The 25,520-nt window shown below is 60.4% G+C and carries 17 protein-coding genes, 4 tRNA genes and 1 pseudogene; 20 read left to right on the top strand and 2 right to left on the bottom strand.

The genetic code is table 11. The annotated features are described in order from the left end of the window. Nucleotides 1-248: 248 nt before the first annotated feature. Both glgP and AB1555_19425 read right to left on the bottom strand, forming a co-directional pair. Nucleotides 249-2,405: an alpha-glucan family phosphorylase gene (glgP, locus tag AB1555_19430; protein MEW6248856.1), complete on the bottom strand. Its 2,157-nt coding sequence runs from the start codon at nucleotides 2,403-2,405 to the stop codon at nucleotides 249-251. A 63-nt stretch (nucleotides 2,406-2,468) separates the two neighbouring features. Further along, the gene (locus AB1555_19425) at nucleotides 2,469-3,329 is read right to left on the bottom strand and encodes a hypothetical protein (protein MEW6248855.1); all 861 of its coding nucleotides are present in this window, start codon (nucleotides 3,327-3,329) and stop codon (nucleotides 2,469-2,471) included. Nucleotides 3,330-3,444: 115 nt separating this feature from the next. On the opposite strand from AB1555_19425, the gene AB1555_19420 reads away from it, so the two are divergent. From AB1555_19420 to tuf (AB1555_19325), 20 genes and pseudogenes are all read left to right on the top strand, one after another. After that, complete coding sequence (locus tag AB1555_19420) at nucleotides 3,445-5,493, top strand: ATP-dependent helicase (protein MEW6248854.1); 2,049 nt, start codon at nucleotides 3,445-3,447, stop codon at nucleotides 5,491-5,493. Between the two features lie 115 nt (nucleotides 5,494-5,608). Continuing rightward, nucleotides 5,609-6,538: a hypothetical protein gene (locus AB1555_19415; GenBank protein MEW6248853.1), complete on the top strand. Its 930-nt coding sequence runs from the start codon at nucleotides 5,609-5,611 to the stop codon at nucleotides 6,536-6,538. Between the two features lie 328 nt (nucleotides 6,539-6,866). Further along, nucleotides 6,867-6,951, top strand: a tRNA-Tyr gene (locus AB1555_19410). 240 nt (nucleotides 6,952-7,191) lie between these two features. Beyond that, nucleotides 7,192-7,266, top strand: a tRNA-Gly gene (locus AB1555_19405). A 307-nt stretch (nucleotides 7,267-7,573) separates the two neighbouring features. Beyond that, nucleotides 7,574-7,649: transfer RNA gene (locus AB1555_19400), tRNA-Thr, on the top strand. A 248-nt stretch (nucleotides 7,650-7,897) separates the two neighbouring features. Next, nucleotides 7,898-9,103, top strand: coding sequence for an elongation factor Tu (tuf, locus tag AB1555_19395; GenBank protein MEW6248852.1), 1,206 nt, complete (start codon nucleotides 7,898-7,900; stop codon nucleotides 9,101-9,103). Between the two features lie 103 nt (nucleotides 9,104-9,206). Further along, on the top strand, nucleotides 9,207-9,356 hold the full coding sequence (gene rpmG / locus AB1555_19390; GenBank protein MEW6248851.1) for a 50S ribosomal protein L33: 150 nt from the start codon (nucleotides 9,207-9,209) through the stop codon (nucleotides 9,354-9,356). A 100-nt stretch (nucleotides 9,357-9,456) separates the two neighbouring features. After that, nucleotides 9,457-9,533 (top strand) — tRNA-Trp (locus tag AB1555_19385). Nucleotides 9,534-9,630: 97 nt separating this feature from the next. Beyond that, complete coding sequence (gene secE / locus AB1555_19380; GenBank protein ID MEW6248850.1) at nucleotides 9,631-9,825, top strand: preprotein translocase subunit SecE; 195 nt, start codon at nucleotides 9,631-9,633, stop codon at nucleotides 9,823-9,825. A gap of 75 nt (nucleotides 9,826-9,900) precedes the next feature. After that, entirely contained in the window at nucleotides 9,901-10,437 is a 537-nt protein-coding gene (gene nusG / locus AB1555_19375; GenBank protein MEW6248849.1) for a transcription termination/antitermination protein NusG, read from the top strand. 16 nt (nucleotides 10,438-10,453) lie between these two features. After that, the gene (rplK, locus tag AB1555_19370; GenBank protein ID MEW6248848.1) at nucleotides 10,454-10,879 is read left to right on the top strand and encodes a 50S ribosomal protein L11; all 426 of its coding nucleotides are present in this window, start codon (nucleotides 10,454-10,456) and stop codon (nucleotides 10,877-10,879) included. Between the two features lie 38 nt (nucleotides 10,880-10,917). Further along, entirely contained in the window at nucleotides 10,918-11,610 is a 693-nt protein-coding gene (rplA, locus tag AB1555_19365) for a 50S ribosomal protein L1 (protein MEW6248847.1), read from the top strand. A 97-nt stretch (nucleotides 11,611-11,707) separates the two neighbouring features. Continuing rightward, nucleotides 11,708-12,214, top strand: a pseudogene (rplJ, locus tag AB1555_19360) (50S ribosomal protein L10). A 48-nt stretch (nucleotides 12,215-12,262) separates the two neighbouring features. Next, nucleotides 12,263-12,643: a 50S ribosomal protein L7/L12 gene (gene rplL, locus AB1555_19355; protein MEW6248846.1), complete on the top strand. Its 381-nt coding sequence runs from the start codon at nucleotides 12,263-12,265 to the stop codon at nucleotides 12,641-12,643. A gap of 116 nt (nucleotides 12,644-12,759) precedes the next feature. Next, nucleotides 12,760-16,719 (top strand): DNA-directed RNA polymerase subunit beta, encoded by a 3,960-nt coding sequence (gene rpoB / locus AB1555_19350; protein MEW6248845.1) that lies wholly within the window; start codon nucleotides 12,760-12,762, stop codon nucleotides 16,717-16,719. Nucleotides 16,720-16,839: 120 nt separating this feature from the next. Beyond that, on the top strand, nucleotides 16,840-21,021 hold the full coding sequence (rpoC, locus tag AB1555_19345; protein ID MEW6248844.1) for a DNA-directed RNA polymerase subunit beta': 4,182 nt from the start codon (nucleotides 16,840-16,842) through the stop codon (nucleotides 21,019-21,021). Between the two features lie 111 nt (nucleotides 21,022-21,132). Then, nucleotides 21,133-21,504: a 30S ribosomal protein S12 gene (rpsL, locus tag AB1555_19340; GenBank protein ID MEW6248843.1), complete on the top strand. Its 372-nt coding sequence runs from the start codon at nucleotides 21,133-21,135 to the stop codon at nucleotides 21,502-21,504. 48 nt (nucleotides 21,505-21,552) lie between these two features. Continuing rightward, complete coding sequence (rpsG, locus tag AB1555_19335) at nucleotides 21,553-22,023, top strand: 30S ribosomal protein S7 (GenBank protein MEW6248842.1); 471 nt, start codon at nucleotides 21,553-21,555, stop codon at nucleotides 22,021-22,023. A 115-nt stretch (nucleotides 22,024-22,138) separates the two neighbouring features. Continuing rightward, entirely contained in the window at nucleotides 22,139-24,220 is a 2,082-nt protein-coding gene (gene fusA, locus AB1555_19330; GenBank protein MEW6248841.1) for an elongation factor G, read from the top strand. 92 nt (nucleotides 24,221-24,312) lie between these two features. Further along, nucleotides 24,313-25,518 (top strand): elongation factor Tu, encoded by a 1,206-nt coding sequence (gene tuf, locus AB1555_19325; GenBank protein ID MEW6248840.1) that lies wholly within the window; start codon nucleotides 24,313-24,315, stop codon nucleotides 25,516-25,518. The last annotated feature ends 2 nt before the right edge of the window (nucleotides 25,519-25,520 follow it).

Here is a 25,520-nt window from a genome sequence, read left to right as displayed (position 1 = left end):
GTTTCAAGTATGCTTCCCTCCTTCATGGCTGCGCTTGCCCGTCTCGCAACGCGACTCCCGGGTACCCGTTGCTCTTTCATCGCAACGGGTGGAACGCGACGAACCGTCGTGAATCATGCGGGCTAGACCGGTCTGCCGGCATCAGGAATGATCGACGGCGTCCTCGACCGGCACAGACCAGAGATCGGAGAACGCCCGGCGATGCGCGGTCCCCGGAGAAGTTCGGATCCCGCGATGCTCACCGGCCCTTACCACGAAGACGGCGTGCCGGTCGCGGCGGCCGCGTACATGAGCTCCACATATTCCTTCAACATCCGTTTCGTGCAGAATTTCGGCGCGATGGTGCGGATGCTTTCTTTGACGATTTGGATCCAGCCTCTCGGAATCCCGTCGAGGTCTCGCTGATAGAAAAGCGGGATGACCTCGTGTTCGAGAATGCGGTAGAGTTGTTCAGCATCGTGAGCGTCCTGGGCCGGCGGTTCTTTCATCTCGTCGGCCGGCGGGATTCCCCACCCGTTCGCGCCGTTGTAGCCTTCCTGCCACCAGCCGTCGAGGATGCTAAGGTGCAAGACGCCGTTGAGAGCCGCTTTCTGCCCGCTGGTTCCGCTGGCCTCCATCGGCGCGCGCGGGGTGTTTAACCACACGTCCACGCCCTGGACGAGATACTTCGCCATATGCATATCGTAGTCTTCGAGAAACGCGATGTGCCCGCCGAGTTTATGATCGTTGCAAAAGCTCATGACTTCGTGAATGAAATAGCGGCCCGGCTCGTCGGCCGGGTGGGCTTTGCCCGCGAACACGATCTGCACGGGGCGCCAGCGATTCTGCAGGAGATGCCTCAGTCTTTCGAGGTCGCGGAAAATCAAGGTCGCGCGTTTGTATGTGGCGAACCGCCTGGCGAAACCGATGGTCAACGCCTCGGGATCGAGCAAGGTCCCCCTGGCCAGCACTTGCAAGGGTTGGAGGTGTCCCTGCATCCAACCGGTCCTGGCCCGTTCGCGGATAAAACTCATCAGCTTGCGTTTCATCGTCTGGCGGACCGTCCACAGCTCGGTATCGGGAATGTCCAGCACACGCTGCCAGATGGCCGGATCGTCGCACCGTGCGGCCCAGTCCGGGCCCAGATATTTACCGTATACCTGGTTCAGTTCCGGCGAAATCCACGTGGGGGCGTGAATGCCGTTGGTCAGACTCCGAATGGGCACAAGATCCTCCGTCAAGCCAGGCCACAGATGTTTCCACATGCCGCGCGTCACCCGGCCGTGTTCACGGCTGACCGCATTGACGTGGGCCGACATCCGGATCGCCAGGGCGGTCATGTTAAAACCATGGCCCATGGTCTGAGGTGTCTCGCCAAGACGCAGAAATTCTTCGCGCGTCAGTCCGAGTTGCTCCCAATAGCCGTGAAAGTACCGTTCCATTAAATGATAAGGGAAGACGTCATGCCCGGCCGGCACCGGGGTGTGCGTCGTGAAGACCGTGCTCTGGCGGATTTTCTCGCAGGCCTCTGCGTGGGAAAGACCGGATTGCACCAGTTCGCGAATCCGTTCCAGGGTCAGAAACGCCGAATGTCCTTCGTTCGCGTGCCAGACGGTGGGTGCCAGACCGAGCGCGCGTATGGCCCGCACTCCCCCGATGCCCAGCAGAATCTCCTGGCTGAGGCGAATCTCCTGATCCCCGCCGTACAGCCGCGCGGAGAGCGCCCGGTCTTCCGGACTGTTTTCCGGCACATCCGTGTCGAGCAGGTACAGAACGACCCGACCGACGCGCACGCTCCATACCAGCGCCGCCACGGTCCGGTTGGCCAGTTGGACCTTGATCTGACACGGGGTCCCAGCCGGCGTCATGGCCTGATGGATCGGCGACTCGCTCCGGTTGAAGGGCATATAGGTGGCCTCTTGCCAGCCTTCCGCCGTGACGCGTTGTTTAAAGTATCCTTGGGGATACATGAAGCCGATACCGATAAGCGGAACGCCCAGGTCGCTCGCTTCCTTGCAATGGTCGCCGGCAAGGATTCCCAAGCCGCCGCTGTAAATGGGAATGGAATTGTGCAGACCGAACTCGGCTGAGAAATAGGCGATCAGAGAATGCTCCAGCGCCGGATAATGAGAGCCGAACCAGGTCTTGGTGTCACCCAAATACTCGTCGAAGGCTTTCATGACCGCCGAGTATTGGCGGACGAAGGTCGGATCCACGGCCAGCGCGGCGAGTCGCTCGGGCTTGACGTCGGACAGCAACTTGACGGGGTTGTGGTGGGTCAGGTGCCAGAGTGTCGGATCGATAACTTCGAAGAGACGCCGGGCTTCGGGCTTCCAGCTCCACCAGAGATTCTGGGCGAGTTCCTGGAGTCGTGCGAAATCCTTGGGCAGTTGGGCCGGCCAGACCGGGGGGTCGCTATTGTCCACTCCTCCTCCATCGTGCAATCAACTCGTCGACGCGGATCGGGCCGTTGCGCCGGGGGGTCGGCATTAGGCGTGTCCAGACACATGCCAGGAAGCCCACTCCTGGGAGAATGCCACGGCTGCGTAGCGTTCGCCTAAGATTTTCGCTACACGGTTCATGAGCTTGGTCAATTCCTGCAACTCCTCGGACTTCAGATCGCGTTTGAAGCGGGGATGAAGACCCCACCGGGTTTCCACCTCTTCACCGCTGACGCTCGACATGACGCTGACCAGTTTGATCTCGTTTCCCGTCGGACGACCGGCCGATGTTCCCGACGCCGCGGACGCCCCGGCCGGCGTCGCCTGTTCCGCGGACAGCGACGCGGATTCCTGTGGCTTCTGCCCCGTAAAAATCGCCGTCATCGCCGGCAGCACGGCGCTGGCGCAGAGGGTCGCGGCCGAGGCAACCTCAACGTTGCCGGCCGCGCCGATCATGTCCGCGATACGCTCGCCGAATTCCTTGAGCATGTCGTCTTTGGCCTTGCTGCTCTCGGTCACCATGAACTTGTAGTGCTCGTAACGCCGCCGGCTCTCGCCCACGGCGCCGGCGACCGTCATGACGATTTCCATCTGGTCGCTGTTCGCCCCGAATGCGGGTTGCAGCACCGCCTTCAGCTGGGAAACGACTTCGTCCACCAGGCTGTCCATGAAGTCCGCGTGGTCGGACACCGGGATATGGAGCGCGGCGAAGCGATCGGCCAAATTGAAAAAGATCTTCAGAAATTCCAGATAGATCTCCCACTCCGTCTGCCGTTTGAGCTTCAGCGCCTTGTCCGGCGCGTTGCGCTTGACCATGCTGACCGATTCGCCGGCAACGGCCATCATCAGGCCCGCGACGGCCCGGAGTTGTTCGTGATATTTATTCTTGTCATTCTTGGCGGTGGTCATCGTCCGCTCCGTGATCGGCCGGCATTATACACACAGTCGCTTTCGGCATCCAAGTGCGAGGCTCGGAATTCTCGGACTCGCACCGCGGGGTTCCGTTTGCAAGCCTCCCTCCGGTATGTTATACAGCGCGGCCATCTTCCACATTCCGGCCTGCGGCGTCGCCATGCAGCGAGACATCAAACCCTACATCCTCAAGCGCTCGCCGGGCGACGCGGCCCCGCCGCGGTTGTCGCTCGATTACGAACGGGCCTTAAACCGACAGCAGTTGGCCGCCGTCACGGCCGGCGAAGGTCCGGCCCTTGTCATCGCCGGAGCGGGCAGCGGCAAGACCCGCACGCTCGTCTACCGGGTTGCGTACTTGATCGATTCGGGCGTCGATCCCGGCGGCATCCTGCTGTTGACGTTCACGCGCAAGGCCGCGCAGGAAATGATCCACCGGGCCGGCGCGCTGATCGGAGCCCGGAGCGAACGGGTGTGCGGAGGCACGTTTCATTCTGTGGCCAATCTGTTGCTCCGACGTCACGGCCGCCCGATCGGACTTGAACCGGGATTCACCATCTTGGATCGCGGGGACGCGGAAGATCTGATCGCGCTCGTCCGCGGTCAGCTCGGTTTGAACGAAAAGGACAAACGGTTTCCCCGGAAGGGCACGATCGTGGAAATTTACAGCAAATGCGTGAACACGTTGCGCAGTCTCGACGACATTGTGCTCGAAGAATTTCCTCACTTTGCGGATCACCTCGACGATCTCGGCAGACTCCAGCGCGCGTACGAATCGGCCAAGCGCCAGCGTCAACTCCTGGACTATGATGATCTGTTGGTCAAGCTGCGCGAATTGCTCAGCGAAAACGAGCCGGTGCGCCGGACCATCTCGCAGGGGTATCGCTACATTCTCGTGGACGAGTATCAGGACACCAATCGCCTGCAGGCGGATCTGATCCGAAAACTCGCGGCGACCCACGACAACGTGATGGTCGTCGGCGATGACTCGCAATCCATTTACGCGTTCAGGGGGGCGACGTTCCGGAACATTATGGAATTCCCCGCGCTGTTTCCCGGGGCGGCGGTTTATAAGCTGGAAGAGAACTACCGGAGCACCCAGCCGATTTTGAATCTCGCGAACGAAATCATCCAAGGGGCGGCGGAGAAGTACACGAAGCATCTGTTCACGAGAAAGCTCGACGGACCGTTGCCGGCCTTGGTCGAGGCCGCCGGAGAAAACGCCCAGTCACGGTTTGTGGCGCAAAAGATCCTGGAGCTTCGCGAAGAGGGCGTGCCGCTGCACGAGATGGCCGTATTGTTCCGTTCCAGCTTCCATTCGTTCGACCTGGAATTGGAGCTCTCCCGCCGCGCCATTCCGTTCATCAAGCGGGGCGGCGTCAAGTTTGTCGAAACCGCGCATGTCAAGGATCTGCTGGCCCATCTCCGCGTCGCGGCAAATCCGCTGGATGCGGTGAGCTGGCATCGGGCGCTCATGCTGGTCGAAGGGGTCGGTCCCAAGAAGGCGCAGGATGTGATCGGGACATTGCTCAAAGGGGAACAGCCGTTCGAGCTGCTGCGTCAAGTCGGCGGCCGGTCCGGCAAGGGGCTGAAGGATCTGGCCGGTCTGCTGGAAGCCCTGTCGCAGGCCGACGGCCTGAGCCCGGCTGACCAGGCCAACCTGGCGTATGAGTACTATCTGCCGATCTTGAAGGAACAGTACGACGATTACCCGAAGCGGATGCGGGACCTTGAACATTTGTGCACGATGGCGGAGCGCTATCATCAGCTCGACGAGCTTCTCTCCGACCTCGCATTGGAGCCGCCCGACGGGAGCGTCGTCGATATCGAACCGACCGGCCGTGATGAGGAGCGGCTGGTTCTGTCTACCATTCATTCGGCGAAAGGCCTCGAATGGCAGTGCGTGTTCATCATTTGGGTCGTGGACGGGAAGTTCCCGTCCGCCTATTCCTTCGTGGCTGAGGACGATCTCGAAGAGGAACGGCGCCTGTTCTACGTGGCGGTGACGAGAGCGAAACGATTTCTGTACCTGATCTATCCGATCAACGTGTACGACAAGACCAGCGGGATGCTGCTTTCAAAACCGACTCGGTTCCTCGATCATGTGCCCTCGTCATTGCTGGAAACCCTGGCGCTAGTCGAGGAAGGGGAGAACTTCGGGTAGGACGATGGCGGGCTTGCGCGATCTGACAACGTTCGTTTCTTCGTGTCCGGTCTTGCGCCATGCCACTATCCGGCCCGGTTCTCTGTCGCTGCCCTGCCAATTTTGAATCGCTCCCATGATGTCACGGCCGCGCCTTCGTGAGCGACTCCTGGCGCTCCTGTTCGGACTGGGAATCGCGCACTTCGTGTCGGGTGGAAACGGGCCGGCCTTCTCCTCCTCGCCCGTTCGGCTCCAGGATTCCGGCCGGGTCTGGGAAGCGCTTCTCTCGCAAGCCGACGCGCTCAACCTGCCGACCCGGTTTCTCAGGCGGCTCCCTCCCGATTTTGTTCGTTTTGAGTTCGAAGATCTGCGCTCCTTCGCGGCCGAATACCATCCCGGTGAGCATCGCATGGTGTTGAACCGTACCCTGTCGTTCAACGCGGCGGGAGGTGCACTGAAGCCTCTCAGCCGGATGACGCATCGTGAATTGCAGACGCTGTACCACGAGTTGTTTCATGCCTATATGGACTATTGGGGCGTGGATGATCGGGGCGGGACAGGCGAAGCCGCCCCCACCCCGGTGATCGACTTTGCGCGCGAACAGCAGCAATGCCGTTATCAGGAAGTGTTGATCACGCCGGTGGTCCAGCGGAAGACCGCGACGGAAACGCGGTTTCTGACCGAGCGGGAATCCTGGGAAGCGCTGAACGAAACCTGGGCGGTCTTTGTGGGGTGGGCTATTTGGACCCATCTCGAGGTGCAGAAGAAGGCGGGGCGGAATCGGAACGTCGACGTGACGAATGAATGGGCGCAACGCCTGAAGAAAGCAGATCGTGATGGAGACTTGCGCGGGTATTATGAGCCGGAGGACCCTGGGGAGAGAGCGGTGACTCATAAGCGGTTTCTGGCTCCCCAATTTCGCATTTCGCCGGACGAAGTCGCATTCCTGATGGATGAGATCTTAGGGCAACAGCGCGAAATGATTCAGAAACTCGTCGCCGTTATGGAGGACAACCGGCGCACACAACCCCTGGGGGGGAAGTGCGGTTCACAGAAACCGAAGTGATCCGTTACGTCAAAGGGAGGGGGGATTCCGGCACAGTCCCGCGGCTGTGTGGCTTAGGTCGCGTGCAGCTTTGACGGATCCATCTTCTGGTGCATCGAGAGGTCTCGGGCGAATTTCGGTCTTGACAAGGTCTCAATCCGTCAATACAATCGGACGTTTCCTAAGCAAGGTGAGCTCCTATTTCCGCAGCAATTCGTCCCCTTCGGAGCGGAAGGAAAGCTGTGGGAGGTGGAGCTTACTCTCTGTTGTGCCGGCCGTGGGGAAGGTAAACCGGTTTCGACAGCCCCGCTGCGAATAGGCTCTCTCGCAAACCGTCACCGACACACATGGGCAGGTACCCAAGTGGACAAAGGGGGCAGACTGTAAATCTGTTGCCATCGGCTTCCAAGGTTCGAATCCTTGCCTGCCCACCAAACCGAGCTTGCTCGACCGGGAGCCCTTATAATGGTTCCGGGCGACCGGAAAAGCACCGCTGTTGAGTTTTAATGGCTTTGTAGGTCTGCCGGCTCGACCCAGTAAATGTACGCGATGGGATAAACACCGCGAGTCGATGGCCTGGGTTTTCGTGCCAGGCGCGCTCGTGACGGCAACCTGAAGCCTATTGATTGTCATGTGTAGCGGTCGGGTAAGACTTCACGTGGGATGATCGTTGGGCGGGCGTAGCTCAGTGGTAGAGTTCCAGCCTTCCAAGCTGGCTGTCGCGGGTTCAAATCCCGTCGCCCGCTCCATACCTTGCTTGGCCCGACCGCGAAGCCATGTGATGGTTCTTGCTGAGCGGATAAGCGCCGCAAGGTCATGGTTCCTTGGCTTGTTGTTCGCTCGACCCGGAGCCATGTCGATGGTCTTGATGACGGGATAAACGCCATACGGCCGAGCCAGCGACGGAACGCGGTTCAAATCCCATTGCCCGCTTCTTAAAGAAAACGTTAAGGCGTGAAACGTTATTCGTGAAGCATGAAGCGCATGAAAGAAAGAGTCCTGGAGATAGCGAGATACGCTTCACGAGTTGTGAACGACGCGAGGCGAAGCTGAAAGGCCCACGTAGCTCAGTTGGCAGAGCACGTCCTTGGTAAGGACGAGGTCACGCGTTCGATCCGCGTCGTGGGCTCCAAACCGAGCTAGCTCGGCCCGGAGCGCTCATTGATAATGCGCGACGGAAAATAGGTGCCTCAAGCATCGGGTTCAGAATTGTTGCTTGCTTGACCGGAAGCAGCGTGGGTTCTTGGCGACCTGATGAACGCCGCAAGTATTCCGGGCTTTTGTCTGGCTGATTTACGACCGGAGCGCTAGCGATGGGCGCCATGAGAGGAGCACTGCAGGGCAATTTTTTGGAAGCCGCATAACCAAAGGGAGTGAAGTATGGCGAAGGCGAAATTTGAGCGGCGGAAGCCCCACGTCAATGTGGGGACGATCGGGCACGTGGACCACGGCAAGACGACGCTGACGTCGGCCTTGACGAAAGTCTGCAGCGACCAGGGCATGGCCAAGTTCGTCAGTTACGACGAAGTGGCCAAGGCCAGCGAGTCGCAGGGCCGGCGCGACCCGACGAAGATTTTGACGATCGCCATTTCGCACGTGGAGTACGAGACCGAGAAGCGCCACTATGCGCACGTGGACTGTCCGGGGCACGCCGACTACGTCAAGAACATGATCACCGGGGCGGCGCAGATGGACGGGGCGATTTTGGTGGTGAGCGCGGCGGACGGGCCGATGCCGCAGACGCGGGAACACATTCTGTTGGCGCGCCAGGTGGGGGTGCCCTACATGGTGGTGTTTTTGAACAAGGCGGACAAGGTGGACGACAAGGAGCTGTTGGACCTGGTGGAGCTGGAGGTGCGGGAGCTGTTGAGCAAGTATGAGTTTCCGGGGGACAAGATTCCGATCATTCAGGGCTCGGCGTTGAAGGCGTTGGAGGGGGATCAGGGGCCGCTGGGGGTGCCGGCGATCTTGAAGTTGTTGGAGGCCATCGACACGTACATTCCGACGCCGGTGCGGCCGATCGACAAGCCGTTTTTGATGCCGATCGAGGACGTGTTCACGATCAGCGGGCGGGGCACAGTGGTGACGGGCCGGTGCGAGCGAGGGGTGGTGAAGGTGGGCGACGAGGTGGAGATCGTGGGGCTGCGGCCGACACAAAAGACGGTGGTGACCGGGGTGGAGATGTTCCGCAAGGTGCTGGACGAGGGACAGGCGGGGGACAACATCGGGGTGCTGTTGCGGGGGACGAAGAAGGAAGAGGTGGAGCGGGGGATGGTGCTGGCGAAGCCGGGGAGCATCACACCGCACACGAAGTTCAAGGCCGAGGTGTATGTATTGACGAAGGAGGAGGGGGGGCGGCACACGCCGTTCTTCAACGGGTATCGGCCGCAGTTCTACTTCCGGACGACGGATGTGACGGGGGTGGTGCAGTTGAATCCGGGGGTGGAGATGGTGATGCCGGGGGACAATGTGAGCATCACGGCGGAGCTGATTTCGCCGATTGCGATGGATCAGGGGCTGCGGTTTGCGATCCGGGAGGGCGGCAAGACCGTCGGCTCGGGCATCGTCACCGAAATCCTGGCGTAATGCGAATGGGGAGCGTAAGGGGCAAGGGATGAGGGGTGAGGAGATGAAATCAGGCACGATGCCATCGCTTCACGCTTCACGCCTCACGCCTTACGAGTAGAAGATGCGCGAAATCATCGATATGGCCTGTTCGGTCTGCAAACAGCGAAATTATTCGACGATGAAGAATAAAAAGAACGACCCGGATCGGCTCGAACGGAAAAAGTTCTGCCGCTTCTGCCGCAAGCACACGTCTCACAAAGAAGTCAAATGACGTGATGCGTGATGCGTAATCCGTGATGGATAGGAAGGGATCGCACGGGCGCGGGTCTTCTTACGCCTCACGCGTTACGGATCACGTGTCACGTCTTCGCAGGGGCATGGTGTTCAACGGCTAGCACGTCGGTCTCCAAAACCGAAGGTCCGGGTTCGATTCCTGGTGCCCCTGCCAAAGCGGGCTGACCTCGCGCAAGCGCTCGCGATGGATCGAGCATAAGGCGCGAGAGGCAGAGTCTGTAAGCGGCGGCTTTCCGTCAACAGGAGTGCATATGTTCAAAAAGCTTTGGGCGTCGGTCGTTGAATTTTTGACCGACGTTCGCGCGGAAGTCAGAAAGGTCTCGTTCCCTACCAGGGGCGAGACGACGGGATCGACCACCGTCGTCATCGTGTTTTGCATCATTATGTCGTTTTATCTCTCCATCGTGGACACGTTCCTTGTTTGGCTCATAAGCAAGATCATATAACGCGAGCACGGTAGAAGGCGGGTCCGGGCTCCGCTCTCGTACGCGTGCGGCTGCTGTTGTTCCCGAGGGAGCGCGATGAATAAAAGCTGGTATGTGATCCATACCTACGCAGGGTTTGAAGGACGCGTCAAGACCAGCCTGATCGAGCGGGCGAACCAGATGGGTTTGACGGACAAGGTCGGTCAGGTGTTGGTGCCGACCGAGGATGTCATCGAGATTAGGGATGGAAAGCGCCGAACTGCACGACGGAAATTCTTTCCGGGCTACGTGCTGGTGGAATTGGAGACGCCTCTCAGCGACGATACTCTGCAGATGATCAAGGAAACACCTAAAGTCACCGGCTTCGTTGGAGGAGGCGCTCAGCCGATACCGCTGACGAACGAGGAAGTCGAATCTCTCCTGAAACAGGTCGATGCGGGCACGGCCGGTCCCAGAGAGCAGATCCGGTTCATCAAAGGAGATAGTGTGCGCATCATCGACGGCCCCTTCCTTGGATTCAACGGCCTGGTAGACGAAGTGGATACCGATCACAACCGGGTCAAGGTCTTGGTCAGCATCTTCGGGCGGTCTACCCCCGTCGAACTCGGTTTCATGCAAGTGGAAAGAATTTGAGAAGAACGGAGTGACCATGGCGAAAGAAGTATCGGCTCAGATCAAGCTCCAGATTCCGGCCGGTAAGGCCAATCCCGCTCCGCCGGTCGGTCCGTCGCTGGGGCAGCACGGCGTCAATATCATGGAGTTCTGCAAGCAGTTCAATGCGAGAACCCAGAAAGAGGGCGACAGCGTCATTCCGGTCGTCATTACGGTCTATAAAGACCGGACATTCACGTTCGTCACCAAAACGCCTCCCGCCTCCGATCTGCTCAAGAAGGCGGCGGGGATCATTAAAGGATCGGGGGTGCCGCACAAGGAAAAGGTGGGGAAGATCACGAGGGCGCAATTGCGCGAAATCGCCCAAAAGAAAATGGCCGACCTGAACGCGGCCGATCTGGAGGGGGCCGTCAAGATCATTGAGGGGACGGCCCGGAGCATGGGTGTGGTAGTTCAAGGCTAGGCGACCGTTTGAGGATCGGGACAAGGGAGTTGCTGGCTATGGGAAAGAAGATGGAGGCGGCGCGGAAAAGGGTGGAGCCACGACCGTACGGACTGAAGGAAGCTGTAGAAGCTGTCAAGCAGTCCGCCTACGCGAAATTCGACGAATCGGTGGATCTGGCGATCAGATTGGGGGTTGATCCGAAGCGATCGGATCAGATGGTTAGGGGAACAACAGTGCTGCCTCACGGTACGGGAAAGAAATTGCGCGTATTGGTATTTGCCAAGGGCGAGAAAGAGCAAGAGGCTCGCCAGGCTGGCGCGGACTATGTGGGGGCCGAGGACCTCATGGAAAAGATCAAGGGCGGATGGATGGACTTCGACTGTGCGATCGCGACCCCCGATCTGATGGCCTCGGTAGGCAAGCTGGGTAAGGTGCTCGGGCCGCGCGGTCTCATGCCGAATCCCAAGACCGGCACGGTCACATTTGAAGTGGGGAAAGCGATCCAGGAAATCAGAAAAGGGCGGGTCGAATACAAGGTCGAGAAAGCCGGCATCGTGCACGTGCCGATCGGCAAGGTCTCCTTCGAAGCGGATCGACTCTTCGAAAATGCGCAGGCGATCCTGGAATCGGTGATGAAGGCCAAGCCGGCCTCCTGCAAGGGCAAATACCTCAAGAGCGTCACAATTTCCAGCACGATGGGGCCCGGGGTGAAGTTGGATACGGCGGCGATTGCGAAGCAATGGAGCTGATCGAGGCGTAAAGCGTGAATCGTAAACCGTCAATCGTGGAATTGCTTGCCTGCAGTGAACGGCTCGCGATGAACGAAATAACGGTTGGGGGGACGGCATGAAGAAGGAAGAAAAAGCGATGGCGGTCGCCGAGTTGAATGAGAAATTCGGCCGTGCCCGCCTCGCGATTCTGACGGAATGCAGCGGGTTGCCGGTGAACCACATGACGGAGCTCCGCAAGCAACTGCGGGGGGTCAAGGCCGAGTACAAGGTGGTCAAGAACACGCTGGCCATCCGTGCCGCCGAAAGGACGATGCTGGCGGAGGCCAAGGCTCACTTCAAGGGCCCGCTGGGCGTGGTGATCGGATACGACGATCCGGTCCTGCCGGCCAAGGTATTACGGGAGTTCATTCAGGCCGAGAAGCGGGACGAGAAGATCAAGATTACGGTCGGCGTGTTGGAGGGCAAGCTCCTCCAAGCGGCGCAACTGGCGGCCGTGGCGAAGTTGCCGAAGAAGGAAGTCTTGATCGCCATGCTGGTTTCGGCCATGCAATGGCCGGTGCGCGGTCTCGTCTATACGCTGAGCGGAGTGTTGCGAGGACTGGTCGGGGTTATCAGTGCCATTCAGGACAAAAAGAAAGGAGAAGGCGACATGCCAACCGCAGAAGGAAAGCTGACGCAGGAAGAGTTGATCAAAGCGATTGAAAGCATGAGTGTGTTGGAGTTGTCGGAACTGGTCAAGGGGTTGGAAACTCGATTCGGCGTCACGGCGGCGGCACCGGTCGCGGTGGCGGCGGCGCCGGCGGCGGGCGGGGCTGCGGCGGCGCCAGCCGAGGAAAAGACCTCATTCGATGTCATTTTGTCCAGCGCGGCCGCGGATAAGAAAATCCAGGTCATCAAGGTCGTCCGCGAGCTCACCAACCTGGGGCTGAAGGAAGCCAAGGACCTTGTGGAAGGCGCGCCGAAACCGGTCAAGACCGGCGTGACAAAGGAAGAAGCCGAGACGATGAAGAAGAAACTCGAGGATAGCGGCGCAAAGGTCGAGGTGAAGTAGGCGAGCGCAACGGTCAATCGTCGTCCGCTGAGCATCTCGGTGTCGCGAACGACGGTCGACCGATGGCGAATGACGCTCCTCTGCAGTGTGACGGTCTAACCTGGAGGACGACGGGAATGGCGGAATCGATGGTCAGCGAGTTCGTCGAGCGGAAGGATTTTTCGCGAATCCGTGCCAGCATCGGAATTCCCGATTTGATCGAGATTCAGAAACGTTCGTACGAGCAGTTTCTCCAGATGGAAGTGGAGCCGGAGCGCCGTGCGGACCAGGGGCTGCAGGCGGCCTTGGCCAGCGTCTTCCCGATCGCGGACTACAACAATACCGCAGTGCTCGAATTCTCCAGTTATTCGCTCGGGACACCGAAGTACGACGTGCGGGAATGTCTCGAGCAGGGCATGACCTACGCCGTCCCCCTGAAGCTGCGGGTCCGGCTGGTCGTCTTCGACAAGGAAGACAAGGGTCTGAAGCGGAAGGTGCTCGACGTGCGCGAGCAGGAAGTGTACGTGGGCGAGCTGCCGCTCATGACGGAGCGCGGCACGTTCATCATCAACGGGACCGAACGCGTCGTGGTGAGCCAGCTCCACCGCTCTCCGGGGGCGTCGTTCACCCACGACAAGGGCCGGACGCATGCGAGCGGCAAGGTGCTCTATTCCGCGCGGATCATTCCGTATCGGGGGTCGTGGCTCGATTTCGAGTTCGACGCCAGGGATATCTTGTACGTGCGCATCGATCGGCGCCGAAAAATGCCGGCGACGATTCTCCTGAAGGCGTTCGGATACTCCGGCGACGACCTCCTGAAGATGTACTACCCGGTGGAGGAAATCCGAGTGGTGAAGGGCAAGCTCCTGCGCAAGCTGGACCCCGAGATCCATCATGGGCTCAAATGCTCCATGGAGGTGACGGAGAAGGGCAGCAGGGAACCGCTGGTACGTGAAGGCGCCAAGCTGACCAAGGCCCTCATTGCGCGGCTGAAGACAGCAGGAGTGAAGGAGATTCCCGTAGCTCCCGGGGAACTCGTCGGCCGCGCCGTGTTGACCGAGTTGGTCGATCCGACCTCGAAAGAAAGGATTCTCGACAAGAATCAGCGGCTCACCGCCGAAATCATCGACAAAATTCTCCGGAGCGACGTCGAGGGATTCAAGGTGATCTACCTCGACACGGCGACGGCCACGCCGGTCATTCTCGACACCCTGGAAATGGAGCGGACGTCCTCGAAAGAAGAGGCGATGGTCGAGATCTACCGGCGGTTGCGCCCCGGTGAGACGCCGTCGGTCGAAACGGCCAAGGCGCTCTTCGAGAATCTTTTCCAGAATCCCAAGCGTTACGATCTGTCGCCGGTCGGGCGGCTCAAACTGAACAAGAAGCTCGGATTGGACCTGCCGCTGGAGCAGCGCACGCTCACCGCGCAGGACATCGTCGAAGTGGTCCGTTATCTGGTGAATCTCAAGATGGGGAAGGGCGAGATCGACGATATCGACCATCTTGGAAACCGGCGCGTCCGCTCGGTCGGCGAGTTGCTGGAGAATCAGTTCCGGTTGGGGCTGGTCCGGATGGAGCGCAGCATCAAGGAGCGGATGAATCTGCTCGACATGGAAACGGTGCTACCGCATGATCTGATCAACGCCAAGCCGGTCGTGGCGGCGATCAAAGAGTTCTTCAGCAGCAGCCAGTTGTCCCAATTCATGGACCAGACCAACCCTCTGGCGGAAATCACGCACAAGCGTCGGCTGTCGGCGTTGGGTCCGGGCGGATTGACACGGGAACGAGCCGGGTTCGAGGTGCGAGACGTTCATCCGTCCCACTACAGCCGCATCTGTCCGATCGAAACGCCGGAAGGTCCGAATATCGGATTGATTACATCGCTGGCCACCTATGCGCGCATCAACGAGTTCGGGTTTATCGAGGCGCCCTATCGGAAAGTGGTGAAAGGGCGCGTGACGGATGACATCGAGTATCTGTCGGCGATCGAGGGCGACAAGTACGTCATCGCGCAGGCCAACTCGAAGGTGGATGCGTCCGGGCGGTTGGTGTCCGAGACGGTCTCCGCGCGCTACGGCGGCGATTTCATCACCGCGACGCCGGACAAGGTCGAATACATGGACGTGTCGCCCAAACAGGTCGTCAGCGTCGCCACGGCGCTGGTGCCGTTCCTGGAACACGACGATGCCAACCGCGCGCTCATGGGCTCGAACATGCAACGGCAGGCCGTGCCGCTGATCAAGTCCGAGGCGCCGCTGGTGGGCACCGGGATGGAAGCGGTCGTCGCCCGGGATTCCGGCTATGTCGTGCAGGCGAAGCGCGACGGCGTCGTGGAAAGCGTGGACGCCACGCGGATCGTGGTGCGGGCCGATTCGAAGGACGGCCGCAAGCGGAACGACGCCGGGCTGGATGTCTACGACCTGATCAAGTTCCAGCGGTCGAATCAGAACACCTGCATCACGCAGACGCCGGTCGTGCGGTTGGGACAGCCGGTCAAGAAGGGCCAGGTGCTGGCGGACGGACCGGCGATCGACCGGGGCGAGCTCGCGCTCGGGAAGAACGTGCTGGTCGCCTTCATGCCCTGGGGCGGCTATAACTTCGAGGACGCGATCCTCATCAGCGAGAAGCTGGTCCGCGAGGACACCTTCACCTCGATCCACATCGAGGAATTCGAGATCGAGGCGCGCGATACGAAGTTGGGCAAGGAAGAGATCACGCGCGATATCCCCAACGTCGGCGAGGAAGCGCTGCGTAACCTCGACGAAAGCGGCATCATCCGCATCGGAGCGGAAGTCAAACCCGGAGACATCCTTGTCGGTAAAGTCACGCCGAAAGGCGAGACGCAGTTGACGCCGGAAGAGAAGCTGCTCCGCGCGATCTTCGGCGAAAAGGCCGGGGACGTCAAGGACACGTCGCTCACGGTCCCGCCCGGCGTGGAAGGCATCGTCGTCGATGTGAAGATCTTCTCCCGCAAAGGGCTGGACAAGGACGAGCGCTCGAAGAGCATTGAGAGCGAGGACGTGATGAAGCTGCAGCGCGATCATCAGGACGAGCTGCGCATCATCGACGAGGAGAAGACCAAGAAGATCCGGAAGCTGTTGTTGGGGAAAGTGGTGGGCCGCGATCTGATGGATCCGGAAACGGGCGATGTCATTCTCAAGAAGAAGGGCAAGCTGACGGCGGACATTCTGAAACGCCTGTCCGACGACGCCGTCCGGCACATTATCTTGAGCGATCCGGACGAACAGAAAGAGCTGGAGGATATCGAGCGGCGGGCCAAGGAGCAGATCGAGATTCTGCAGACGCTGTATGACGAGAAGGTCGGACGCCTGAAGCGCGGCGACGAGCTGCCCCCCGGCGTGATCAAGCTCGTGAAGGTCTATATCGCGATGAAGCGGAAGATCCAGGTCGGCGACAAGATGGCTGGCCGGCACGGCAACAAGGGTGTGGTGTCGCGGGTGCTGCCCGAAGAAGACATGCCGTATCTGCCGGACGGGACGCCGGTGGAGATTGTGTTGAATCCGTTGGGCGTGCCGTCCCGTATGAACGTCGGACAGATTCTAGAGACCCACCTCGGCTGGGCGGCGCACGTGCTGGGCATCAAGGTCTCCAGCCCGGTGTTCGACGGCGCCTCGGAAAAAGAAATCAAGGACTTGCTGAAAAAGGCGAAGCTCCCGACCAGCGGCCAAACCATCCTCATGGACGGGCGGACCGGCGAGCCATTCGGCAGTGCGGTCACGGTCGGGTACATGTACGTCATGAAACTGCACCACCTGGTCGACGACAAGATTCACGCCCGGTCGATCGGGCCTTATTCGTTGGTCACGCAGCAGCCGCTGGGCGGCAAAGCGCAATTCGGCGGCCAGCGGCTCGGCGAGATGGAGGTCTGGGCGCTTCAGGCCTACGGCGCGGCGTCGACGCTGCAGGAGTTCCTCACCGTCAAATCGGACGATGTGCCGGGCCGGTCGCGCATGTACGAAGCGATCGTCAAAGGCGAGCCGTTCCTCGAGCCTGGTCTGCCGGAGTCGTTCAACGTGCTCGTCAAAGAACTGCAGAGCCTCGGTCTCGATGTCGAGCTGGTCAAGGCAAAGGACTGAGAAACCGTGAAACGTGAAGCGCTAAGCGTGAAGCGAAGGGGCCAGAGGGTGACCGGGACCTCGCTTCCCGCACATTACGCGTCACGCATCACCCATCACGGTTAAGAGGAGGGATAAACCTTGGAAGGCGTGTACACCCTGTTCGAAAAGCCGCGCGACTCCGTTTCCTTTGACTCGATGCGGATCCGTATCGCTTCGCCCGAAAAGATTCGGTCGTGGTCCTACGGAGAAGTGAAGAAGCCGGAGACCATCAATTACCGGTCGTTCAAACCTGAAAAAGACGGGTTGTTCTGCGCCAAGATCTTCGGGCCCATCAAGGACTGGGAATGCAACTGCGGCAAGTACAAGCGGATGAAGCACCGCGGCATCGTCTGCGACAAGTGCGGCGTCGAGGTGATCCAGTCCAAAGTCCGCCGCGAACGGATGGGGCACATCGAGTTGGCCGCGCCGGTTGCGCATATCTGGTTCCTCAAGGGCGTGCCCAGCCGGATCGGCACACTTTTGGACATGAGCCTCAAGCATCTCGAAAAAATCCTCTACTTCGAGAGCTATGTGGTCGTCGATCCGGGAACGACCAACCTGAGCGAGAAGGAACTCCTGACCGAAGACAGGCTGCGCGCGCTTCAGCAGGAATACGGATCCGGCGCCTTCAAAGCCGGAATCGGCGCCGAGGCGATCCGGGAGCTGCTGAAGAAGATCGACATTAATGCGTTGTGGGACGACCTCCATGTGAAAGCCAAGACCTCGACCTCAGCCGCTCTAAAGAAGAAATACGCGAAGCGGCTCAAGGTGATCGAGGCCTTCCGGAAATCGGGCAACAAGCCCGAGTGGATGATCATGGACGTGATCCCCGTTCTTCCGCCCGAGCTGCGGCCGCTGGTGCCACTGGACGGCGGACGCTTCGCCACGTCCGATCTGAACGACCTGTACCGGCGCGTGATCAACCGGAACAACCGGCTGAAGCGGCTGATCGAGCTCAAAGCGCCCGGCGTGATCATCCGCAACGAGATGCGGATGCTCCAGGAGGCCGTCGATGCGCTGTTTGACAACGGCCGGCGCGGGCGCGCGATCCGCGGCCCCAACAAGCGGCCGTTGAAGTCGCTCAGCGACATGCTGAAAGGCAAGCAAGGGAGGTTCCGCCAGAACCTGCTCGGGAAGCGTGTCGATTATTCCGGTCGGACGGTGATCGTGGTGGGGCCGGAACTGCGGCTGCACCAGTGCGGGCTGCCCAAGAAAATGGCTCTGGAGCTGTTCAAGCCGTTCATCTTCCACAAGCTGGAGGAGCGGGGCGCCGCGACCACCATCAAGAGCGCCAAGCGCCTGGTCGAGAAGGAACGGCCTGAAGTGTGGGACGTGCTCGACGAGGTGATTCGGGAACACCCGGTTCTGCTGAACCGCGCGCCGACGCTGCACCGGCTGGGCATCCAGGCGTTCGATCCCGTGCTGGTCGAAGGCAAGGCCATCCGGCTGCACCCGCTGGTCTGTGCGGCCTTCAACGCGGACTTCGACGGCGACCAAATGGCGGTCCATGTGCCGCTTTCGGTGGAGGCGCAGGTCGAAGCGCGCGTGCTCATGATGTCGATCAACAACATCCTCTCGCCCGCCAACGGGAGGCCGATTGCGGTGCCGTCTCAGGACATGGTGCTCGGCTGCTACTGGCTGACCAAAGAGCGGATCGGCGCCAAGGGCGAAGGGAAGATCTTTGGTTCGCCCGAGGAAGTCCGTATCGCGTACGACGCCGGGGAGGTCGAAGAACATGCGCGGATCAAGGTGCGGATCGCAGGCTCCCTCGTGCAGACGACCGTCGGTCGCGTGATCCTGGGCGAGATCCTGCCGCCGTCCATTCCGTTTACGCAGGCCAACCAGTTGATGACCAAGAAGGAGATGACCAAGCTGATCGACGCGGTGTACCGCCAGGCCGGCCATCGCGAGACGGTCGTATTCTTGGACAAGATCAAGGACTTGGGATTCCACTACGCTACGAAAGCCGGAGTGTCGATCTGCATCGACAACATGCACATCCCGACCAAGAAAGAAGACTTGATCAGTAAAGCCCAGCGCGAAGTGAACGAGATCGAAAAGCAGTACGCGGAAGGGCTTATCACCAACGGCGAGCGGTACAACAAAGTCATCGACATCTGGGCGCATGTCACCGAGCAGGTCGCTGGCGAAATGATGAAGGAGTTGGGCGGCGGCGGCGATCCGGGCAAGCCCGAGTCCTTCAATCCGATTTTCATGATGGCGGATTCGGGGGCGCGAGGCAGTTCCCAGCAGATCCGGCAGTTGGGCGGCATGCGCGGTTTGATGGCGAAGCCGTCCGGTGAAATCATTGAAACGCCCATCACCGCCAACTTCCGCGAAGGTCTGACGGTGCTGCAGTACTTCATTTCGACTCACGGAGCCAGAAAGGGATTGGCGGACACCGCCTTGAAGACCGCCAACTCCGGATACCTCACGCGCCGACTCGTGGATATCGCACAGGATGTGATCGTCAGCGAAGAGGATTGCGGGACGAACGACGGCATCACGGTGACGGCGCTGGTCGAGGGCGGCGAAATCATCCAACCCATCGAGGAGCGCATCCTCGGGCGGTTGGCCGCGGACGATATCCGCGATCCGGTCACCGGCGAGATCATCGTGAAGTTCAACGAGGAAATCGACGAGGAGCGGACCAGGAGCATCGTCGAGGCTGGCGTGGATCGCGTGAAGATCCGCTCGGTGCTCACGTGTCAATCGCGACGCGGCGTCTGCCGGCGATGCTACGGCCGGGACCTGGCCCGCGGCCGATTGGTCGAGAAGGGCGAGCCGGTCGGTGTGATCGCGGCGCAGTCCATCGGCGAGCCGGGCACGCAGTTGACGATGAGAACCTTCCATATCGGCGGAACCGCGAGCAAAGTGGTGGAGCAGACGGTGCTCGAGGCCAAGCACGCCGGCGTGATGAAATTCATGAGCTTCGATGCGAAGAAGAACGCAGATGTGCACAACGCCGGTATCGCCGTCCGGAACAAGGAGGGCGAGTGGGTGGTGATGAACCGCAACGCGAAGATCGCGATCGTCGATGAGACGGGGCGCGAGCGCGAGAAGTATCCCGTGGTGTACGGCGCCAAGATCAAGGTCAAAGACGGCGACCGGGTCGAAGTGGGGCAGAAGCTCGTCGAGTGGGACCCATATTCGTTGCTCATTCTGACCGAGGTCGGCGGCCGGGTGGCTTATGGCGACATCGTCGAAGGCGTCACCATGAAAGAGGAGTTCGACGAAGTCACCGGCCTTTCCCGCAAAGTGGTCATCGAACACACCGGCGCCACGCTTCGACCGCGCATCTCCATCAAGGATGACAGCGGGAAAACGGCGAAGACCTCAGGCGCGACGACGGCCGCCCGCTATCTGCTTCCGGTCGGAGCGCACATCCTGGTGGAGAAGGGGGCGATGGTGCATCCCGGCGATGTCCTGGCCAAGATTCCGCGCGAGACGACCAAGACCAAGGACATCACCGGGGGCTTGCCGCGCGTGGCGGAGCTGTTCGAGGCGAGGAAGCCGAAGGAACAAGCCGTCATCAGCGAGATCGACGGAGAAGTGTCCTACGGCGGCTTTGTGAAGGGGATGCGCAAGGTCATCGTGGACAACAAGATGGGCGACGTGAAGGAATATTTCATCCCCAAGGGCAAGCATGTGAACGTGCACGAGGGCGATTGGGTCCGCGCCGGAGAGCCGTTGATGGACGGATCGGCCAACCCGCACGACATTCTAGACGTGCTGGGACCGAAGGAGTTGCAGAAATATCTGGTCGATGAAGTGCAGGACGTCTATCGGCTGCAGGGCGTGTCCATCAACGACAAGCACATCGAGATTATCGTCCGGCAGATGCTCCGCAAGGTCCGGATCGAAGATCCGGGAGACACGGAGTTCCTGCCCGGCAGCCAAGTCAGCAAATGGGTTTTTGAAGAAGAGAATGAACGGATTCTGGCGAAAGGCGGCAAGCCGGCGCTCGGCAAGCCGGTGCTGCTCGGGATCACGAAGGCGGCGCTCACGACCGACAGCTTTATTTCGGCCGCGTCCTTCCAGGAAACGACCCGAGTGCTGACCGAAGCGGCGATCAACGGGCGCGAAGACAATCTGCTGGGTCTCAAAGAGAACGTGATCGTGGGGCGGCTGATCCCAGCGGGAACCGGGTTCGAAGAATATCGCGACACGTTCGTCATCAGCGCCAAGCCTGAAGCGCAACTTCCGAGCGCGGCGGAAGAGCCGGTGGCGATCGGGCAGGAGGGCGCCGGGTCGGCGCCAACGGATGCGGCGCGTTCGTAAGGACGTTCTGTATAAGCCAGTCTTGACAGTGAAGAAGTCCCTCATTATAATCCCGCGGCTTCGGTCGCGAACGATCGACGCGTGAGCGCCAAGGCGAGGTGAGGCCTCTCGATGCCGACTATTAATCAACTTGTCCGCAAGGGAAGAGCGTTGGCAAAGGGCAAAACGAAAAGCCCTGCGCTCAAGGCATGCCCGCAAAAGCGCGGGGTCTGCCTCCGGGTGTATACCTCGACGCCGAAGAAGCCGAACTCGGCGCTTCGGAAAGTAGCCCGCGTCCGCCTGACGAACGGTATGGAGGTCACAACCTATATCCCCGGCGTCGGGCACAATTTGCAGGAGCACTCCATTGTGCTCGTCAGAGGCGGCCGGGTGAAGGATCTGCCGGGCGTGCGGTATCACATCGTGCGCGGAGCGCTCGACGCGGTCGGCGTCGCGGATCGAAAGCAAGGGCGGTCGAAGTACGGAGCGAAACGGCCCAAATGAGAAACCGAAGGCTGACAGCGAATAGCTGAGAGGTCTGCAAAGGAGATCATGCCCAGAAGTCCGTTTCATGGTCACAGGGAAACGCTGCCCGATACGCGGTACCGGGACAAGCTGGTCGGCAAATTCATCAATATGCTGATGTCGCGCGGCAAGAAGAGCACCGCGGAACGGATCTGCTACGGAGCGTTCGATCTGATCCAGGAGAAAACCGGCGGCGATCCCTTGAAGGTCTTTCGGGCGGCGATCGACAACGTCAAGCCGGTGGTGGAAGTTAAATCCCGCCGGGTCGGAGGGGCCTCGTACCAGGTTCCGGTCGAGATTCGCCCTGTCCGCAGGCTGTCGCTTGCGCTCAGGTGGATCTCCGAGTACTCCCAAGCGCGGGGCGGGAAGAGTATGGCGGAAAAACTTGCGGCTGAGCTCCTCGACGCCTCGAACAACACCGGCGCGTCGGTCAAGAAGCGGGAGGACGTGCATCGAATGGCTGAGGCGAACAAGGCCTTCGCCCACTATCGCTGGTAATACGATTCTGTGCTGCAGTCGGGCCGTGCTGCGATTCGCAGGCGAGTGCCCCCTGTGTCGCAGCATGTTTCTCTTGGGCCATGATTGCAGCACGGTTCTTTTTTTGAGGGATCACTTGGCTAGACCGGCTCCATTAGAGAAAACGCGGAACATCGGCATCATGGCGCACATCGATGCCGGAAAGACGACGACGACGGAGCGGATCCTGTTTTATACGGGCCTGACGCACCGGATGGGTGAGGTCCACGAGGGCGCGGCCACGATGGACTGGATGGAGCAGGAGCGCGAGCGCGGCATTACCATCACGTCAGCCGCCACCACCTGCTTCTGGCGCGATCACCGCATCAACATCATTGATACGCCGGGGCATGTGGACTTTACGATCGAGGTCGAGCGGTCGCTCCGCGTGCTCGATGGGGCTGTGGCGGTGTTCGATTCGGTCCAGGGGGTCGAGCCGCAGTCCGAGACGGTGTGGCGGCAGGCGGACAAATATCGGGTTCCGCGGATCGCGTTCATGAACAAGATGGATCGCATCGGGGCCGACTTCTACGCCAGCGTTCAATCGATCATCGATCGCCTCGGCGCCAATCCGGTGCCGATTCAGATTCCGGTCGGGCGCGAAGCGGAGTTCCGTGGGTCCGTGGATTTGGTTTCGATGAAGGCCTATTTCTACGACGACGAGACTCTGGGGGCCAAATATAAGATCGAGGAAATCCCGTCCGATTTGGTCGATCTCGCCAAAGAATATCGCGAGAAGCTGATCGAGGCCGTCGCCGAGTTCGACGAGCAGGTGCTGGAAAAATATCTCAACGGCCATTCGCTGACCGAAGAAGAAATCCGCCGGGCGACCAGGGCGGGGACGATCGCGATGAAAATCACGCCGGTGCTGTGCGGCTCGGCGTTCAAGAACAAGGGCGTCCAGCAGCTCCTTGACGGCGTGGTCGATTACCTTCCTTCTCCGCTCGATATTCCGCCGGTGGTCGGAGTCGATCCTGCGACCAATAAAGAAGTGCAGAGACGCGCGAGCGACTCGGAGCCCTTTTCTGCACTGGCCTTCAAGATCATGACCGATCCCTTTGCCGGTCAGTTGACGTATTTCCGCGTCTATTCGGGAACGGTCAGGACGGGCGTATCCGTGCTGAACGTAACCAAGGGCGTAAAAGAGCGGATCGGCCGCCTCCTGAAGATGCACGCGAATAAGCGTGAGGACATCGATGCGGCCTATGCGGGCGACATCGTCGCCGCGGTCGGGCTCAAGAGCGCGACCACCGGGGATACGTTGTGCGATGAAAAGCAGCCGGTGTTGCTTGAGGTGATGAAGTTTCCCGAACCGGTGATCGCGATGGCTATCGAGCCGAAGACGAAACAGGATCAGGAAAAGCTCGGGTTCTCGCTGCAGAAGCTGGCACAGGAAGATCCGTCGTTCCGCGTGCGGACCGACGAGGAAACGGGTCAGACCATCATCGCCGGCATGGGCGAACTGCATTTGGAGATCATCGTCGATCGCCTGCTGCGCGAGTTCAAGGTCGAGGCTAACGTCGGGAAGCCGGAGGTGGCCTTCCGCGAGACGATCAGGCGGAGGGCGGAGGCGGAGGCGAAGTATATCAAGCAGACCGGTGGGCGCGGCCAATACGGGCATGTCGTATTGGCGGTCGAGCCTTCCGAGCCCGGCGCCGGCTTCGAATTCGTCAACAAGATCGTCGGCGGAGCCATTCCCAGGGAGTACATCCCGGCGGTGGAAAAGGGAGTCCGAGAGCGGATGGAGACGGGTGTGCTGGCCGGGTATCCGATGAGGGATGTCCGTGTCACCCTTCTGGACGGCTCCTATCACGAAGTCGACTCGAATGAAATGGCTTTTAAGATCGCCGCCTCGATAGGCTTTCAGGACGCGTGCAAGAAGGCGGACCCGGTGTTGCTGGAGCCGATTATGAAGGTCGAGGTCCTGGTTCCCCAGGAGTATATGGGCGACGTGATCGGCAACCTCAACGGGCGGCGGGGCAAGATCCAGGGCATGAAGGTGCGCGCCGGGTCTCAGGCGATCGAGGCGGCGGTCCCGCTCAGCGAAATGTTCGGGTACGCCACGGACTTGCGGTCGCGAACGCAAGGCCGTGCGACGTACAGTATGGAATTCGACCGATACGAACAGGTCCCAAAGCAAATCGCCGAAGCCATCATCGCCAAGTATCGAGGCGAATGATGTCGGGCATGGCGGCGAGGCTGAACGATTGACAGGTATTCGAAATGGATCGGGTTCCGTAAGCGAGAAGTCAGAAAGGGGAGGGTTGGGAAATGGCGAAGGCGAAATTTGAGCGGCGGAAGCCCCACGTCAATGTGGGGACGATCGGGCACGTGGACCACGGCAAGACGACGCTGACGTCGGCCTTGACGAAAGTCTGCAGCGACCGGGGCATGGCCAAGTTCGTCAGTTACGACGAAGTGGCCAAGGCCAGCGAGTCGCAGGGCCGGCGCGACCCGACGAAGATTTTGACGATCGCCATTTCGCACGTGGAGTACGAGACCGAGAAGCGCCACTATGCGCACGTGGACTGTCCGGGGCACGCCGACTACGTCAAGAACATGATCACCGGGGCGGCGCAGATGGACGGGGCGATTTTGGTGGTGAGCGCGGCGGACGGGCCGATGCCGCAGACGCGGGAACACATTCTGTTGGCGCGCCAGGTGGGGGTGCCCTACATGGTGGTGTTTTTGAACAAGGCGGACAAGGTGGACGACAAGGAGCTGTTGGACCTGGTGGAGCTGGAGGTGCGGGAGCTGTTGAGCAAGTATGAGTTTCCGGGGGACAAGATTCCGATCATTCAGGGCTCGGCGTTGAAGGCGTTGGAGGGGGATCAGGGGCCGCTGGGGGTGCCGGCGATCTTGAAGTTGTTGGAGGCCATCGACACGTACATTCCGACGCCGGTGCGGCCGATCGACAAGCCGTTTTTGATGCCGATCGAGGACGTGTTCACGATCAGCGGGCGGGGCACAGTGGTGACGGGCCGGTGCGAGCGAGGGGTGGTGAAGGTGGGCGACGAGGTGGAGATCGTGGGGCTGCGGCCGACACAAAAGACGGTGGTGACCGGGGTGGAGATGTTCCGCAAGGTGCTGGACGAGGGACAGGCGGGGGACAACATCGGGGTGCTGTTGCGGGGGACGAAGAAGGAAGAGGTGGAGCGGGGGATGGTGCTGGCGAAGCCGGGGAGCATCACACCGCACACGAAGTTCAAGGCCGAGGTGTATGTATTGACGAAGGAGGAGGGGGGGCGGCACACGCCGTTCTTCAACGGGTATCGGCCGCAGTTCTACTTCCGGACGACGGATGTGACGGGGGTGGTGCAGTTGAATCCGGGGGTGGAGATGGTGATGCCGGGGGACAATGTGAGCATCACGGCGGAGCTGATTTCGCCGATTGCGATGGATCAGGGGCTGCGGTTTGCGATCCGGGAGGGCGGCAAGACCGTCGGCTCGGGCATCGTCACCGAAATCCTGGCGTAATG

It is taken from the genome of Nitrospirota bacterium, assembly GCA_040755395.1.
Lineage (GTDB): Bacteria > Nitrospirota > Nitrospiria > Nitrospirales > Nitrospiraceae > DATLZU01.
This window is presented reverse-complemented; position numbering and strand designations above follow the sequence as displayed.